Origin of the sequence: Gaetbulibacter sp. M235 (assembly GCF_043876835.1) — a bacterium.
Lineage (GTDB): Bacteria > Bacteroidota > Bacteroidia > Flavobacteriales > Flavobacteriaceae > Yeosuana.
This window is the reverse complement of record NZ_JBAWJZ010000005.1, coordinates 15,626-29,651: the sequence shown is the minus strand read 5'-3', so window position 1 is coordinate 29,651 and position 14,026 is coordinate 15,626. Positions and strand designations below refer to the sequence as shown.

The window sequence follows — 14,026 nt, the reverse complement described above, 5'->3', positions numbered from 1 at the left end:
TAATTTTAATAAAGATATCTTGTTAATTGGCCGGCTTCTATCATAATAAATCTAAAAATCAAACCGCCAATAATAACTAAAAGAGCAGGAACTATTACAGGAACTTTATACCCTATTAGTTCTATTAATTCTAATGTTGCTGGAACCAACAGACCTAGCAATACTACAAAACCGAAAAACATTAAGGTAAATTCTCCACCAACGATCAATTCCATTGCCTCAAGTTGCACTTGTGAACCTGCATAATAACCCATAATCATATGAATAATCAATGCTAATTCAATGATGATTAATCCTAAATCTATTTTGCCAAACAAATGCCTTTCCTTAATGCTTTTTGAAAGTAAAATAATAGCTGCTGCACCTGTTGACAACCCTGATGTTAAAAACAGTGGCCCAAGAATGGCATTGTTCCATAATGGTCTCGCATTGAAAGCCGACAATAATATTCCTGTATAAACTCCTAAAATCACAGATAAAGGAATTAATGCATAAGCAATATAAATTCTGTTTGTTTGAATGAATTTCTCAAACTTATTTAAGAATTTAAGCCGTCCAAACAAGTTTAATTTAGACTCTATTTTCGCATATGATTCTCTGTAATAACTGAACGCCCAAAGAAATGATAATGGAGTAACTATTAATAAAACCCATGCACCCCAAGACATTGGAGACTCAATTCTAAAAGTAGTATATAACTGCCATGTGAATAATGGGTGTGTTAAATCGTAAACTAGTGCCAACAACCCAATTGATAAAGCAATTGGAGGCACTATTGTTGCTATTTTAACAGCTCCTGGATATTCCTTTTCCTTACCTAAAACATAAAATAAGGCAGCAAAAAACAATATCCCTGCAGCAAGTCCACCTAAAAACAGATAGAGTGCTATTGGCCAATGCCAGATTTGTAATGAAGGATCTATATGAGGAATGTTTCTTCCGCTAGTAAATAATTCTTCTTGCATGATATGAATACTTTAAATTAAGTAAAAAACGTGTGGGTTAGTTCCAGCTTCTGGTGCCAACGTTTTATAATTTCTGTTTTTTAATAATTGTGAAACTTCACTGTTCGGATTGTCTAAATCTCCAAAATACATACATTTTGTAGGACAAACAGAAACACAAGCAGGAAGCTGACCTTTTTCAAGTCTGTGATGGCAAAATGTACATTTATCTACATATCCATCTGGATGCTGATAACGAGCATCATAAGGACATGATTCTATACAAGCACCACAACCTATACATTCATTTGCAGTAACCAATACAACACCACCTTCAACAATATGACTTGCTCCTGTTGGGCAACATCTTACACAAGGTGCATTATCACAATGATTGCATCTTTCTGATCTTAATTCCAGTTCTACGTTTGGATACGAGCCGCTCACAGCTTCGGTTATCCAATCTCTACAATATCCATGTGGTACGTTATTCTCTGTTTGACAAGCCACAACGCAATCACTGCATCCAACACATTTTAATGTGTCTATTACCATTGCATATCTCATATCTCTGAATTTTTATGTGGGTCTTCTGTTAAAATGGAAACAAAATTACCTCTAAGTCCTGTTCCACCCATAAGTGGATCTACTACTGTTTGTGATATTAATTCGGTATCACTAATACCTTTACCAAAAGCTCTGGATAGTTTTTTGTTATTATGCCCAAAACCATGATACATATACACCGAATCCCATCTAACTCTCTCGGTAACTCTCACTTTTATTGAAAAAGTAGATACAATACCGTCTTGGTTTTTAAGCCAAACTTCTTGATTCTTTTTCAAACCTAAAACTCTAGCTACTTTTGGGTTTACCCACAGCGTATTTTCACTTTTTAAGTCACTTAAATTTGGGTTATTAATGGTTCTACTAAAGGTATGCATTGGCGATCTACCATAGTTTAATCTATAAAAACCTTGTTGTGGCTCAGGATGAGGCGTATAGACAGGCATAGCATCAAATCCTTTGTCTGCTAATTGATGTGAATAAAACTCTATTTTACCACTAGGTGTTCCAAATACATGGTTTTGTCCTTCTTCTAAGAATAATGGCCCTGATTTTCTTTCAAAATTTTTAACTCCTATCTTTTTCATTTCATCTAAAGAAGTCCCAAGTTCATTAAGTTGCCATTCAATAACTTCTTCATAATCATTATAATTAAAATAGTCACCTAGACCTAAACGGTCTCCTATTTGTTTACTTATCCACCAAGCTGGTTTAGAATCATACTTAGGCTTAACTGCTGGAACTCTTACTGCTATTGAAGGTGTTCTGTTTGTTGCAGATCGTATATCATCATAACGTTCCAGGTAAGTACATTCTGGAAGAACTACATCTGCATATCCAGTAATTTCCATTGGCATAGTATCAATCACTACCAAGAATTCTACAGCGTTAATTGCTTCAATGGTTTTATCTCTTTGTGGCAACGTATTAATTAAGTTCGTACCAGCTACCATCCACGCTTTAATTGGATATTTATTATCGTCACTAGAAAGAGTTGCTTTTATTAATTCAGAAGTAATTCCCATTTCAGCAAATGGATACTTCTCTCCTATTTGTTTCCAACCCCATTTTGGTTCCGGATATTCTGGATGGGGATATTTTGGGAGTTTTAAACTTTCTTTAAAGTAAAAACCTCCTCGATTTCCCCATGACCCTAATAGACCATTTAATATAGCAATAGCTCTTTCTCTTTGTGAATCGTCACCATACCAAACAACATGTCTTCCCGGATGCACAATAACTGAAGGAGCTGCAGCTGCCATTACACGCGCTGTTTTTCTAATTTCTTCAGGCTTTATAGTTGTGATTCCATAAGCCCATTCAGGTGTAAATTGTTTTACATGTGCTTTTAATTGATCAAATCCTGACGTATATTTTTCAACATAATCTTTATTATATAAACCTTCTTCAATTAATACATTCATCCATGATAATAATAAAGCTATATCTGTTGCAGGTTTAATGGCCAACCAATGTTTTGATTTACTTGCAGCAGTTGAAAATCTTGGATCGACTGTGATAATTGTTGCTCCATTATCAATAGCATCAGACATTTCCTGAACTTGGGAATTATGCATATTCTCTCCAATATGAGAACCAATAAGCACTAAACACTTTGTGTCCCTGATATCTGTAGGTTCGGGTGAACCAATCCAAGAACCAAATGTTAATCCAAATCCAGTTTCCCTTGGACCTCTACATTGTGCATAAGCAGGTTCTGCAATCGTATCAGATCCATAGGCTTTAAATAAATGTTCTAAGTGGCTTCCAGGTGAGCCATGTTTTAGTAACGCAAATGATTCTGGGCCATATTTTTCCTTAACATCTTTAAATTTAGAAGCAATTAAATCGAGGGCTTCTTCCCAACTTGCTTCTCTATAGGTTTCTTCACCGTTTACAGTAGTTCTAATTAACGGTGTTTTTAGTCTATCCTCATCACTGTACATTCCAACTCCACCAGTTCCTCTTGGACATAAACGTCCATTACAGTGTGTGTCATCTTCATTTCCTATAATCTTTTTAATATCGCCTTCTTCGTCTGTGTAAGCCCAAGCTGCACATTTCCAAAAGCATACTTCGCAATAGGTAGCAGATCTTATAAATTTTTCAGCAACATTCTCTTTAACAGCAGCATCCAAATATGAGTTTACTCCAAACATTTTAAATGCACTGGAAGTTGTTGCCAAACCTCCTAAACCTAAGGCAGAAATTTTAATAAATTTTCGTCTTGAAGTGGTCATAATTATAAATATTTTTCTGGGGTAAAGATATTTTTAAATCCCTTTTTATATTATGATAAAAGTCATGTAATCAGTGTTTTATATGTAACAATTGTTACATAAGGATTAAAAATATTTGATAGAAAAGAGTTTTAAATAATTAACTCTATAAATTATTGTAACTTTGAATAAGTATAAAAAATGAAGAAAAAATATTACATTTTTTTGGGCCTTATTTTGGTTATTTTACTGATAACCATTTTGTTCGTTTTATCAAACAATATGCTCTTTAATGAGAGCCAATATACAAGCATTGAAACAGTTGAAAATGAATCTTGTTTACAATGCCATCAAAATACAACTGGTTACTCAAGTTATCATAATCCAGAACTTATTGGTTGTGCCAGTTGCCATTTAGGAAATATTACCTCCTTAGATAAAAATGAAGCTCATAAAGGCATGATTTTAATTCCGGGAAATTTATCAGATGCCAAAGAAACTTGTGGAAAGTGTCACCAAAATGAATTAAATAGAATTAATAACTCTTTAATGACCAGCAATAGTGGAATTATAGCTGTTGATAAATTTATATTTGGTGAAACAAATAGTCCTAATCACCAGTTTCATATAAAGGATATAAAAAATTCCGCATCAGAAAAACATATCAGGGATTTATGTGCTAATTGCCATCTTGGTGCAGAAAAAACAACTTTTGGAGCTATTACGCAAGAAAGCAGAGGCGGCGGTTGTAACGCTTGTCATTTAAATTATTCTAACGAAGCTAAAAGTGATTTAAAAGATTATTTAGCTTCAAACAAAACGGTGCTGCCTAAATTTCATCCTTCAACCAATATTTTTGTCAATAATACCCATTGTTTTGGTTGTCATAGTCGTTCAAGCAGAATTTCAACCAATTACGAAGGCTTACAAGAAACTTTATTGGATGAGAAAGATATTGCCGACAAAAATCTTTACACTGTATTAGAAGATAAGCGTGTTTATAAACATATGGAAGAAGATGTGCATCACGCAAAAGGCTTGTTGTGCATAGATTGTCATTCGTCTCATGAAGTCATGGGAAATGGTAAATCATATACTCATGAAGAAGATGCTGTTTCTTTGCAATGTGCCGATTGTCATTTTAAAGAAAACCCCAATACAATTCCTTACGATTCATTAGATAATGAAAGCCTTTTAGTGTTTTTGCACCGCAAATATTCACATACTGATAAGGAAATAATTGCTGTAAAAAAAGATGGACATCCTTTGGTCAATACCTATGTAGACTCGTTGGAAAATGCTTTTTTAATTGGAAAAAATAATGGCAAAATTCACGATTTAAAACCTCAATCCAAAGTTTGTGCAAGAGATAATGCGCATGAAAATGTAAGCTGCAGTGCGTGCCATTCATCATGGACTCCACGTTGTATTGGTTGCCACAATCAATATGATGACAAAGAAACCAGAGCTTTTGATTTATTGGATAAAAAATATGTAAAAGGACAATGGAAAGAATATGTTGCCGAATTTTCATCATCCCAACCAGCAATGGGCGTTAGAGAGCATAAAGGCGAAAAAGTTTTTGAACCTGCTATACCAGGGATGATTTTAACTATTGATGAAGGAAGTTTTTCTGGTAAAACTGGTACAGATATTTCATTCCACAGATTATATGCACCAAATTCGCCTCACACCACAACCAAACAAGTACGTGATTGTAAATCTTGTCACTCAAATTCCGCTACATTAGGATATGGAAAAGGGTCTTTGGTTTATGATATAAAAAATGGCAAAGGTAAATGGATTTTCACTCCTGAATACGCTTTAAACAGTCATGATAATTTACCTGAAGATGCTTGGATTCCATTTTTAGAAGAAAGTGACAAGAATGTTATCAACTCTACACGAACCGATTTCAGACCCTTTAATGTAAGTGAACAAAAAAGGATGCTTTTAGTAGGTGCTTGTCTTCAATGTCATAAAGAAGATTCGAAAGTGATGAAACAAACTTTGGAATTTGGTTTACAACCTATCTTAAAAAAGACAACAAAAGCTTGTATTTTACCTAATTGGTAGTTTTAATACTCCCCACAAAATCTAGTTCTTTAAACTCTTAATATCTCCTTATAAACTTCTTGTTGTGTAACATATGTTACATAAGGGCCACTACATGACATTAATCATATTTTTTATAAGCCATAACACATAATTTTAACACATATTAGAATTGTGAATTTACTTGTTTACAGAGGTTTAAATATAAAGAAAATGAAAAACTTAGTTATTTTAGGAGCTGGCACATCAGGAACAATGATGGCAAACCATTTGGTTTCCAAACTACCAAAAAAAGAATGGCAAATAACAATTGTTGATCAATATAAAACCCATTATTACCAGCCAGGGTTTCTTTTCCTTCCGTTTGATATTTATACGACCAAACAAGTCAAAAAAACTGGGAAAAAGTTTATTCCTAAAGGTGTTAATTATATTCAAAAAAAAATTGACAAGATACTTCCAGAAGGAAATAAAGTAGAGTTGGAAGATGAAACCTTAGCTTATGACATTTTAATAATTGCAACCGGATCAAAAATTGCTCCTGAAGAGACTGAAGGCCTATTAGGGCCTCTTTGGAGAAAGGATATTTTTGATTTTTATACTTATGAGGGTGCCTTAGCGTTGCGCGACAAACTGCGTGAATGGAAAGGTGGAAAATTGGTAGTCCATTTAACCGAAATGCCAATTAAATGCCCTGTTGCTCCTTTAGAATTTACTTTTTTGGCAGATTCCTATTTCCGTAAAAAAGGAATACGGGATAAAGTGGACATCACTTATGTAACGCCTTTATCTGGAGCTTTCACGAAACCAACTTGTACTAAAGCTCTAAATTATTTGTTAGAAGAAAAACAGATAAATATTGAAACCGATTTTGCCATAGAACGTGTTGATAACGATAAGAAAACCATAATAGATTTTGCCGATAAAGAGATTCCTTTTGATTTATTGGTAACTGTTCCAACCAATATGGGAGATGCAGTTATTGAAAGGTCTGGGTTGGGTGACGATTTAAATTTTGTCCCTACCCATAAACATACGTTACAATCCAAAGAGCATGACAATATTTTTGTCATTGGTGATGCTACAAATGTTCCAGCATCCAAAGCGGGATCTGTAGCTCATTTTGAAGCAGAAACCTTAGCCGATAATATTATTCTATTTACAAAAGGCTATAAATTAAAAGAAGAATTTGATGGTCATGCCAATTGTTTTATCGAAACTGGAGACAATAAGGCTTTACTCATCGATTTCAATTATGAACAGGAACCTGTTCATGGCACATTTCCTTTCTCTAAAATAGGCCCACTTAAGCTGTTAAAAGAAAGTGTATTCAATCATTGGGGAAAATTAGCTTTCAGATGGATTTATTGGAACATGTTATTAAAAGGAATTGCAATTCCTTTTGTATCAAGAAACATGAGTTTTAAAGGCAAAGTATTTGATATTAAAGCAGACAAATAAATAATAATAAAATTAAAAATAATTAATTATGGACTTAAACGTAGCAGGAATCAGATTAGACGTAACAGAAGAGGGATATTTAACCGATGTATCCCAATGGAATGAAGAGATAGCAGTTGAAATAGCTAAAGAACTAGGTATTGAATTAACCGATAGACACTGGGAAATAATCTATTGGCTTCAAGAACAGGTAAAAAATGATGTCGCACTATCAATAAGAGGTGTCAAAAAAAGTGGTGTTATAGATATCAAGGAATTTTATGCATTATTTCCAGGCGGTCCCTTAAAAGTGTCTACTAAAATAGCAGGGGTACCCAAACCAAAAAGTTGTATTTAAGCTAAATAAGTTAATGTAAAATGATAAAACTATGAGTACTAAAGTAAAAAAAATGCTTTTTATTCTTTCAAAAGCAACAATAGAAAATGTTTATGCTGCATTTGTTATGGCCAATGGAGCCCGAATGGAAGGTATTGAATCTGAAATATTTTTTACTTTTTTTGGATTGGAAGCCATTCAAAAGAAAAAATTAGAACATTTACATGTTGCTACAGTAGGTAATCCTGCTATGCACATGCCTACCATGATTGGTGGATTGCCCGGTATGGAAGCTTTGGCTACAAAAATGATGAAAAAAGAAATGGAAAAACTGGATATGCCAGATGTTGGTGAATTTTTGGAAATTCTATCGGATTCTGGATGCAAACTTTGGGCTTGTAAACTTGCTGTGGATATGTTTCATTTAAAAGAAAAAGATTTAATTGATGAAATTGATGGAATATTAACCATAGGTGATTTTTATAGCCGCGCAGACCAGGAAGGTTGCCATATAATCTTTATATAAAAAATCAAGAAATAAAGAGCCCCATACTTCTATGGGGTTTTTTATTTGCTTTGTTTCCTTTAAGTGATCTTAAATTAGAACCTACAATTGCTCTTGGATGTCAATATTTAAATTTGAAAACCCTAAACGTTCATACATACTCCGAGCAAGTTTCATATATTCTGTAGAATGAATTAAAAGCTGTTTGTGATGGTGCTTTTTTGCTCTGTTTATACATTCATAAATAAGTAATTTTCCTATCCCTTTACCCCCTTCTTCTGGATCAACTGCTAACAATCTAAAAGCAGAAGCATTCTTTATTGTGGTTATGGTTCCTGGAGAACCATAATGTTTTAAATCACTAAAATAGACGACAGCTCCTACAACTTTTTTCTCATTTGATATGGCTACTATAAGTTCTGTATGCTCTTTTTTGGTAAAGTCACCAACATGTAATAATTTTTTATAGTATTCTGGAAATTCCGATTCTTTAGGAAAACCTTCCAATTGCGAATACACATTAACCATTAGTTTACCTATACTCTCAAACTCTTCCGGTTTTGCGTTTCTTATTATAATCATTTGGTAAATGGATATTATTTGAAAACAAATTTAACCACCAATAGTAATCATACTTCTATTTTGAGTATGGAGTTTTGGCTCTTGTAGTTTTTCTAAAGTATCCATACCACCCCTAATTTTAAGCTTGCTTTGTACTGCTTTTTGAATAATGGGTTCTATTGATTTTCCCTCGCGCAGAGTGGTTAACAAATCTGATTCCGTTGAAGAAAACAAACAGTTCTTAAGTTGTCCATTGGCTGTTAAACGAAGCCTGTTGCATGAATCACAAAACGGATTAGTTACTGAGCTTATAATTGCAAAACTGCCTTTATAGTTTTTAATTCTATAATTTTTAGAGGTGTCATTAGGCGCATCCTGCAAACGTTCAATGTCTGTTTCTGCAAAAGACCTATTGACATAAGTCATAACTTCTTTATAAGAAACCATTTTACTCAAATCCCATTTATTGCCGTCAAAAGGCATAAATTCAATAAAACGAATGCATACAGGTAAATCTTTAGTCAGTTTGATAAAATCGATAATTTCGTCATCATTAACACCTTTCATTAAAACTGCATTTATCTTTACATTAAACCCTTCATTGACTAAAAGTAAAATATTACTATAAACAATATCAAAATGATCCCTAAGTGTAATTTTATTAAACTTTTCCTTTACTAGAGAATCCAGACTAACATTGATATTATTAACACCATATAACTTTAAGGTATCAATAAATTTATGAATGATTACAGCATTGGTAGTAATAGATAATTCTACCGGTAATGATGCTAATTTTTCTAAAATAAATGGAATATCCTTTCTTATCAAAGGTTCGCCACCAGTTAACCGTATTTTGGTAACACCATTATTTACAAAGGTTTTTGCTATCTCATAAATTTCCTCATAAGTCATGATATGACTCTTTGGAGTTAATTGAACTCCTTCTGCTGGCATGCAATAGAAACAGCGCAAATTACAACGCTCCACTAAAGATATTCTTAAATACGTATGATCTCTTCCGTGTGAATCTTGCAATATGTTTTTTTTATTTGTCATTTAATCGTGTCTAGCACCTTTTAATATTCTAAATATGTGTAAAACCGATGGAAAAATAGCATCCATGGATTCTTTGGCTCCGTTTGTTGAGCCTGGTAATCCCAAAATCAACGTGCTCTTTAAGGTTCCTGCAATACTTCTTGATAGCATTGAAAAAGGTGTTCTGTCTTGTCCGTAATTTCGAATGGCTTCTTCTATACCGGGAATCCTTCTGTCTAAAATTGGGGATAAGGCTTCTGGTGTAACATCTCTGCTTGACAGTCCTGTGCCACCTGTATAAATAATCAAATCGACACCTTGAGCTTGATATGTTTTGGCTTTTTCTTGAATGACATCTTTTTCGTCTGGAATAATAATATAATCCGCTATTTTAACATCGCATTCCTCAAGTTTTTTAATGATTTCTTTTCCAGCCCTATCTTCCTTCTGTCCTGCTGAAATAGTATCAGAACACACAATAACGACCGCTGTTAAATCTTTTCTGAATTTATCTCTGAAATCTGATTTTCCACCTTTTTTATTTAACAGTTTAATTTGATGGATTTCTATCCCTTTATCAATAGGCTTCAGCATATCATACATATTTAAAGCAACCACACTGGCTCCATGCATAGCTTCAACCTCAACACCTGTTTTATAAATAGTTTTTACCGTAAAAATTACTGTTATTTCTAATCCGTTTATTTCATAATCTACACTTGTAAATTCAATAGGCAATGGATGGCAATCAGGCAAAATATCTGGCGTTCTTTTTACCCCTAATAATCCTGCTGCTTTACTCATTGCAAACACATTTCCTTTTGGAACCGTATCATTTTGAATAGCAGTAATAGTTTCCTGCTTACTAACTTTTACAATTGCCTGCGCAACAGCTGTTCTTAATGTGGTGCTTTTATGCGTGATATCTACCATAACTTAACTATTAACTTTCCATTGATGTGAACTGTCTTCAAAAATTTCTTTACCAAAAACCGGAGCTTTGGCTTTTATTTCCTCTACAATAAATTCTAAAGCTTTAAAAACAACTTTTCTTCTTGGAGATGACACAAAAACAAATAAACAAATCTCACCTGCATTTACAGTTCCTAAACTATGGTAAATATGCATACAAGTGAGTTCAAATTTTTCAAATGCTGCTTCACGAATTTCATGGAATTTTGCATTGGCCATTTCTTCATAAGCCGTGTATTCAATCGCTTTTATAACTTTGTTATCAATAACATCAGCTCTTACTTGGCCGAGAAAAATATTATGAGCACCAATACTTGTTTTTGTTTGATGTTTAGCAATTGACTCTCCTATAAATTCTGAAGAAATAGCTCCTTGCTTAAAAACGCTTTTAGGTTTTTTATCACTCATTTGTTACTTGTTTTTGTAATTCTTTAATATATCTATAATCTCTGAAGCACCTTCTTTTATACTGTAACAATCAAAAATATTGTGCTGTTCTAGCACAGAAACTGCTTGCCTACTTCTTATTCCAGATTGACAAAAAATTGCTTTTTCTGTATCGTTTCTTATCTTATCAAGATTATGCTTTAACTCATTTAAGGGGATCATTGTAACACTTATATCTACAACTTTAGGTTGTTCTTGAAACTCTCTAACATCAATAATTTGAATATTTTTTTTATTTAAAATATCCTTTATTGAAACTTCTTTATCAACTTCACAGTAAGATTCAAATTGCTTCTTTTCAAAATTATCTCTATCCAATAATACTTTCTCAATTTCAACATCATTCTTTTTAACAGTTAATGTTGTAGTCTGATTTGAAAGCGCATCATAACAAAGTAATTTACCAGAAAGGACATTACCAATTTCTAAGATTATTTTAAGGACTTCATTTGCCTGAAATGTTCCAATAATGCCAGGTAAAACACCTAAAACCCCAATTTCCGAACAGTTTGGAACTGCATCTTTATTTGGTTTGTTGCTAAATGCACATCTATAAGTTGGACCATTTTTATAATTAAAAACCGATACTTGCCCTTGAAACTTATAAATAGCGCCAAAAACCAATGGTTTACCTGTTATAACACAAGTATCATTTATAAGATAGCGGGTTTCAAAATTATCGGTACCATCAATAATAATATCATATTGATTAAATAACGCAATAGCATTTTGAAAGGTTAATTTTTCAGGATAAGATTTTATAGTGATGGTATTATTTAAATCCTGTAATCTGCTTTTTGCAGCAATTGCTTTATTTTCTCCTAAAGAAGATGTGCCAAACAATACTTGACGTTGTAGATTGGATTCTTCAACCACATCAAAATCAATAATACCAATAGTACCAACACCTGCCGCTGTGAGATATTGCAAAACGGGACAACCCAATCCGCCAGCGCCAACTACTAAAACTTTAGCCTTAGACAGTTTATCTTGACCAGCCTGACCAATTTCAGAAAGTATTATATGTCTGTTATATCTATTCATTTTTTATCCGCCAGAAAATGGTGGCAATAAAACGATTTCGTTACTTGTTAATTTTGTTTCAAAAGGTACTAATTCATGGTTTTGAGCCACTTGGAAATCTTTATTTTTTAAAGCAGGATATTTACTGTAAAGAATTTCCAAAAGCCCTGAGATATGATTTCCCGAAAAATCAATGATTTCTTCGTTACAATTAGTCACCTCAGAGAGTAATCCAAAATATTTAATATTTATCTTCATTTACTATATTTTCTAATTCTTCAGGCGTATTAATGTTTTCAGTAAAAATTTCAAATTCTGAATTTAAAATGACGTTTTTTACTTTACATTGATTGATGGCAACATGCAATCGGCGTTCATCATTTTGCAAAAGTTTATAGAATGTGGCCTCACAAGTCTTTTTATATAATGCAATTAAAGGCATTTGCCTGTTATCACTCACTATTTGTATGATGCCTGAAACTTCGTCATTTGCCTCAATTAATTTTTCTAAAACCGATGTTTTTATTAACGGAATATCACAACTCAACACCAAATTATATTCTGTTTCTGAATGATGCAATCCAGAATAAATTCCTGCTAACGGACCAGAATCTTTTATTTCATCTTCAACACGTTTTAACTTAAAAACATCATACTCAGGATTATTTGAAACAATCATTATTTGAGATACTAAAGGCTTCATGGCAGCAATGATATACTCAATAAATAATTTTCCATTTAGCTTCAAAAAACCTTTATCAGTTCCCATTCGAGAACTTTTTCCGCCTGCTAAAATAATTCCTGTTATGTTTTTTTTATCAATCATTTTAAGTGAAAAATAATTTTACACAAGCAATCACAAGTACAAAGGCCAATATATATCGTAGGTTTTGATTGTTTATTTTTTTACTTCCCAAGTAACCACCAAACACACCTCCTATAAGAGCAATTGCAACTAATATAAAAGAATCCATATTTAGACTAATTCCTGTGCTTAATTGTCCTATCAAGCCAGAAGCTGAATTAACCCAAATAAATAAAGCTGATACAGCTGCTGCTTCTTTCATTTTTCCCCAATGGAGCAATAAAATAACTGGCGTTAATATAATACCTCCACCAATACCTATTAAACCTGAAAAAAAACCAATAATTCCTCCAACTACTAAACCTTGCCAAAGTTTTACTTGCTTTATAGAATCACTTTCTTTTCCAAAAACATTCAACATTTTCAAAATTGCAAATACCAATAAAACAGCTAATATTTTTTTATAAATAGATGCATCAATTTCAATAGTTCCTCCTAAAAAAGCTAATGGAATGGAACTTATAGCAAATGATATAAATAATTTTTTATTAAAAAATCCTTCTTTATAGTAATAGTAAAATGAAATACCAGCCACAAATAGATTAAGCAATAACGCTGTTGGTTTCATGGTTTCTGGAGCAAAAGAAAATAATGCCATCAACGCTAAATAACCACTGGCACCTCCATGTCCTACACTGGAATACAGAAAGGATATAATAGGTAGTATGATTAAAAACAGATAAATGTTATCTAACTGCAACATAATTTATAAACTCTTAATTTTTTCAAGTTGAATATCTAAAAACTCCCAACATTTTTTGTTCATATCATCAAAGGCACTTATTAAAGATTTACCATAAGGAGTTAATTCTGTGCCGCCTCCGCCTTTTCCTCCAATAGTATTAATCGTAACTGGTTTTTTTGATGTTTTATTAACAGCATCCATTAAATGCCATGCTTTTTTGTATGAAATATGAATAGATTTTGCAGCTTTTGATAATGAACCAGTTTCTCCAATGGCTTTTAATAGCTGTATTTTCCCTTCGCCTAAAAACTCTTCGCCGTCAAGCTCAATCCAAATTCTACTTTTAATTTTACAATTCATACTACAAT

The 14,026-nt window shown here is 32.8% G+C and carries 16 protein-coding genes; 4 read left to right on the top strand and 12 right to left on the bottom strand.

Going from position 1 to position 14,026, the window contains the following annotated elements; all coding sequences use genetic code 11:
* Positions 1–5 precede the first annotated feature (5 nt).
* From nrfD to V8G69_RS09380, 3 genes are read right to left on the bottom strand one after another with little or no spacing between them, the layout of a single operon-like run.
* Positions 6–965, bottom strand: a complete 960-nt coding sequence (nrfD, locus tag V8G69_RS09390; RefSeq protein WP_394881585.1) for an NrfD/PsrC family molybdoenzyme membrane anchor subunit — start codon at positions 963–965, stop codon at positions 6–8.
* 12 nt (positions 966–977) lie between these two features.
* On the bottom strand, positions 978–1,511 hold the full coding sequence (locus V8G69_RS09385; protein ID WP_394881584.1) for a 4Fe-4S dicluster domain-containing protein: 534 nt from the start codon (positions 1,509–1,511) through the stop codon (positions 978–980).
* The gene (locus tag V8G69_RS09380) at positions 1,508–3,751 is read right to left on the bottom strand and encodes a molybdopterin-dependent oxidoreductase (protein ID WP_394881583.1); all 2,244 of its coding nucleotides are present in this window, start codon (positions 3,749–3,751) and stop codon (positions 1,508–1,510) included. The genes V8G69_RS09385 and V8G69_RS09380 overlap by 4 nt, the downstream gene beginning before the upstream one ends.
* Before the next feature lie 180 nt (positions 3,752–3,931).
* On the opposite strand from V8G69_RS09380, the gene V8G69_RS09375 reads away from it, so the two are divergent.
* The 4 genes from V8G69_RS09375 (at position 3,932) to V8G69_RS09360 (ending at position 8,088) form a co-directional block, all read left to right on the top strand.
* The gene (locus V8G69_RS09375; protein WP_394881582.1) at positions 3,932–5,806 is read left to right on the top strand and encodes a hypothetical protein; all 1,875 of its coding nucleotides are present in this window, start codon (positions 3,932–3,934) and stop codon (positions 5,804–5,806) included.
* 192 nt (positions 5,807–5,998) lie between these two features.
* Positions 5,999–7,246, top strand: coding sequence for an NAD(P)/FAD-dependent oxidoreductase (locus tag V8G69_RS09370; RefSeq protein ID WP_394881580.1), 1,248 nt, complete (start codon positions 5,999–6,001; stop codon positions 7,244–7,246).
* A 28-nt stretch (positions 7,247–7,274) separates the two neighbouring features.
* On the top strand, positions 7,275–7,583 hold the full coding sequence (locus V8G69_RS09365; RefSeq protein ID WP_394881578.1) for a TusE/DsrC/DsvC family sulfur relay protein: 309 nt from the start codon (positions 7,275–7,277) through the stop codon (positions 7,581–7,583).
* Between the two features lie 31 nt (positions 7,584–7,614).
* Entirely contained in the window at positions 7,615–8,088 is a 474-nt protein-coding gene (locus tag V8G69_RS09360; protein WP_394881577.1) for a DsrE/DsrF/DrsH-like family protein, read from the top strand.
* 81 nt (positions 8,089–8,169) lie between these two features.
* On the opposite strand, the gene V8G69_RS09355 is transcribed toward V8G69_RS09360, so the two are convergent.
* Genes V8G69_RS09355 through V8G69_RS09315 form a run of 9 tightly spaced genes read right to left on the bottom strand, consistent with a single transcriptional unit; the run spans position 8,170 to position 14,018 of the window.
* Entirely contained in the window at positions 8,170–8,649 is a 480-nt protein-coding gene (locus V8G69_RS09355) for a GNAT family N-acetyltransferase (protein WP_394881576.1), read from the bottom strand.
* 30 nt (positions 8,650–8,679) lie between these two features.
* Positions 8,680–9,687: a GTP 3',8-cyclase MoaA gene (gene moaA / locus V8G69_RS09350; RefSeq protein ID WP_394881575.1), complete on the bottom strand. Its 1,008-nt coding sequence runs from the start codon at positions 9,685–9,687 to the stop codon at positions 8,680–8,682.
* Positions 9,688–10,599 (bottom strand): bifunctional molybdenum cofactor biosynthesis protein MoaC/MoaB, encoded by a 912-nt coding sequence (moaCB, locus tag V8G69_RS09345; RefSeq protein WP_394881573.1) that lies wholly within the window; start codon positions 10,597–10,599, stop codon positions 9,688–9,690.
* 3 nt (positions 10,600–10,602) lie between these two features.
* Positions 10,603–11,046: a molybdenum cofactor biosynthesis protein MoaE gene (locus V8G69_RS09340; protein WP_394881572.1), complete on the bottom strand. Its 444-nt coding sequence runs from the start codon at positions 11,044–11,046 to the stop codon at positions 10,603–10,605.
* A 3-nt stretch (positions 11,047–11,049) separates the two neighbouring features.
* Complete coding sequence (moeB, locus tag V8G69_RS09335; protein ID WP_394881571.1) at positions 11,050–12,129, bottom strand: molybdopterin-synthase adenylyltransferase MoeB; 1,080 nt, start codon at positions 12,127–12,129, stop codon at positions 11,050–11,052.
* 3 nt (positions 12,130–12,132) lie between these two features.
* Positions 12,133–12,366 carry a MoaD/ThiS family protein gene (locus tag V8G69_RS09330; protein ID WP_394881569.1) on the bottom strand — a complete coding sequence of 78 codons (234 nt, stop codon included), beginning with the start codon at positions 12,364–12,366 and terminating at the stop codon, positions 12,133–12,135.
* The gene (locus tag V8G69_RS09325; RefSeq protein WP_394881568.1) at positions 12,350–12,934 is read right to left on the bottom strand and encodes a molybdenum cofactor guanylyltransferase; all 585 of its coding nucleotides are present in this window, start codon (positions 12,932–12,934) and stop codon (positions 12,350–12,352) included. The genes V8G69_RS09330 and V8G69_RS09325 overlap by 17 nt, the downstream gene beginning before the upstream one ends.
* 1 nt (position 12,935) lies before the next feature.
* Positions 12,936–13,676 carry a sulfite exporter TauE/SafE family protein gene (locus V8G69_RS09320; RefSeq protein ID WP_394881567.1) on the bottom strand — a complete coding sequence of 247 codons (741 nt, stop codon included), beginning with the start codon at positions 13,674–13,676 and terminating at the stop codon, positions 12,936–12,938.
* Positions 13,677–13,679: 3 nt separating this feature from the next.
* Positions 13,680–14,018 carry a winged helix-turn-helix domain-containing protein gene (locus V8G69_RS09315; protein ID WP_394881566.1) on the bottom strand — a complete coding sequence of 113 codons (339 nt, stop codon included), beginning with the start codon at positions 14,016–14,018 and terminating at the stop codon, positions 13,680–13,682.
* Positions 14,019–14,026 lie beyond the last annotated feature (8 nt).

Coding starts and splice junctions, on each gene's coding strand:
- V8G69_RS09325 (WP_394881568.1), bottom strand. CDS start 12,934: ATGATTGATAAAAAAAACATAACAGGAATTATTTTAGCAGGCGGAAAA.
- moaCB (WP_394881573.1), bottom strand. CDS start 10,599: ATGGTAGATATCACGCATAAAAGCACCACATTAAGAACAGCTGTTGCG.
- V8G69_RS09355 (WP_394881576.1), bottom strand. CDS start 8,649: ATGATTATAATAAGAAACGCAAAACCGGAAGAGTTTGAGAGTATAGGT.
- V8G69_RS09330 (WP_394881569.1), bottom strand. CDS start 12,366: ATGAAGATAAATATTAAATATTTTGGATTACTCTCTGAGGTGACTAAT.
- V8G69_RS09320 (WP_394881567.1), bottom strand. CDS start 13,676: ATGTTGCAGTTAGATAACATTTATCTGTTTTTAATCATACTACCTATT.
- moaA (WP_394881575.1), bottom strand. CDS start 9,687: ATGACAAATAAAAAAAACATATTGCAAGATTCACACGGAAGAGATCAT.
- V8G69_RS09370 (WP_394881580.1), top strand. CDS start 5,999: ATGAAAAACTTAGTTATTTTAGGAGCTGGCACATCAGGAACAATGATG.
- V8G69_RS09315 (WP_394881566.1), bottom strand. CDS start 14,018: ATGAATTGTAAAATTAAAAGTAGAATTTGGATTGAGCTTGACGGCGAA.
- V8G69_RS09360 (WP_394881577.1), top strand. CDS start 7,615: ATGAGTACTAAAGTAAAAAAAATGCTTTTTATTCTTTCAAAAGCAACA.
- V8G69_RS09365 (WP_394881578.1), top strand. CDS start 7,275: ATGGACTTAAACGTAGCAGGAATCAGATTAGACGTAACAGAAGAGGGA.
- V8G69_RS09340 (WP_394881572.1), bottom strand. CDS start 11,046: ATGAGTGATAAAAAACCTAAAAGCGTTTTTAAGCAAGGAGCTATTTCT.
- V8G69_RS09385 (WP_394881584.1), bottom strand. CDS start 1,511: ATGAGATATGCAATGGTAATAGACACATTAAAATGTGTTGGATGCAGT.
- V8G69_RS09375 (WP_394881582.1), top strand. CDS start 3,932: ATGAAGAAAAAATATTACATTTTTTTGGGCCTTATTTTGGTTATTTTA.
- V8G69_RS09380 (WP_394881583.1), bottom strand. CDS start 3,751: ATGACCACTTCAAGACGAAAATTTATTAAAATTTCTGCCTTAGGTTTA.
- moeB (WP_394881571.1), bottom strand. CDS start 12,129: ATGAATAGATATAACAGACATATAATACTTTCTGAAATTGGTCAGGCT.
- nrfD (WP_394881585.1), bottom strand. CDS start 965: ATGCAAGAAGAATTATTTACTAGCGGAAGAAACATTCCTCATATAGAT.